The sequence below is a fragment of the Psychrobacter sp. 1U2 genome (assembly GCF_051847575.1).
This window is the reverse complement of record NZ_JBPYDC010001198.1, coordinates 1-670: the sequence shown is the minus strand read 5'-3', so window position 1 is coordinate 670 and position 670 is coordinate 1. Positions and strand designations below refer to the sequence as shown.

Below are 670 nucleotides of genomic sequence, written 5' to 3'. Positions count from 1 at the left end.
AAATAGTTCACAGTCAATCGTTTACCAGCAGCTTTCTATGAGCAATTGTCTATGGACTATTTTTATAGATAAACTACTGACTAACCAGTGTCACCGTCTTAGTCGCATTTGCAGACGGCTGATTTAGCACCACCTTGCTGGCTAAAATATCCCCTTGGGAGTTAATTTTATAACATTCTGCTGCTGCGTCTTCAGTGCTAGTAGTCAGCAATAGGTTTTCTGAAGTAGTGATACACAGCCATGCTGTATTGTTGGTCTCTTGCGTCAGTGACCAGTCTTGCTCATACTTACCTGTTTTTTTACGCATACTGCTGTCGGCATAGACGGTTTCAGTGATAAATTTGCTTGAGTCGCCGACTGTCACCATCTTTGGAATAGTGGTGGTCTGATTGGATAGGGAGTATTTGCCCGTACTATCTGTAAAGCCATGAAATACTAACGGGTTTAGGGTAAAGTAGTTGATGGCGACTGACTGAGCAGTAATCCGATCATTCACTTTATTGATCGTATTTATTTCGGCACCTTGCACCGCTTTATTATTGAATTGAACGCGGCCTTTAGGCGTGACTTCTATGTCCGCCGATACGCTTTGGTTGTCTACCATTCCAACCAATCTTGCACTACGTTGTTTGGTGTAGATATTGAGCATGGCCGTCTCAACGGGGTATTG

The 670-nt window shown here is 43.1% G+C and carries 1 protein-coding gene; it reads right to left on the bottom strand.

Annotated elements, in window-relative coordinates:
• Positions 1-73: 73 nt before the first annotated feature.
• Positions 74-670: hypothetical protein (locus ACS8FD_RS21180; protein WP_439277317.1), on the bottom strand; the 597-nt coding region annotated here is incomplete at its 5' end.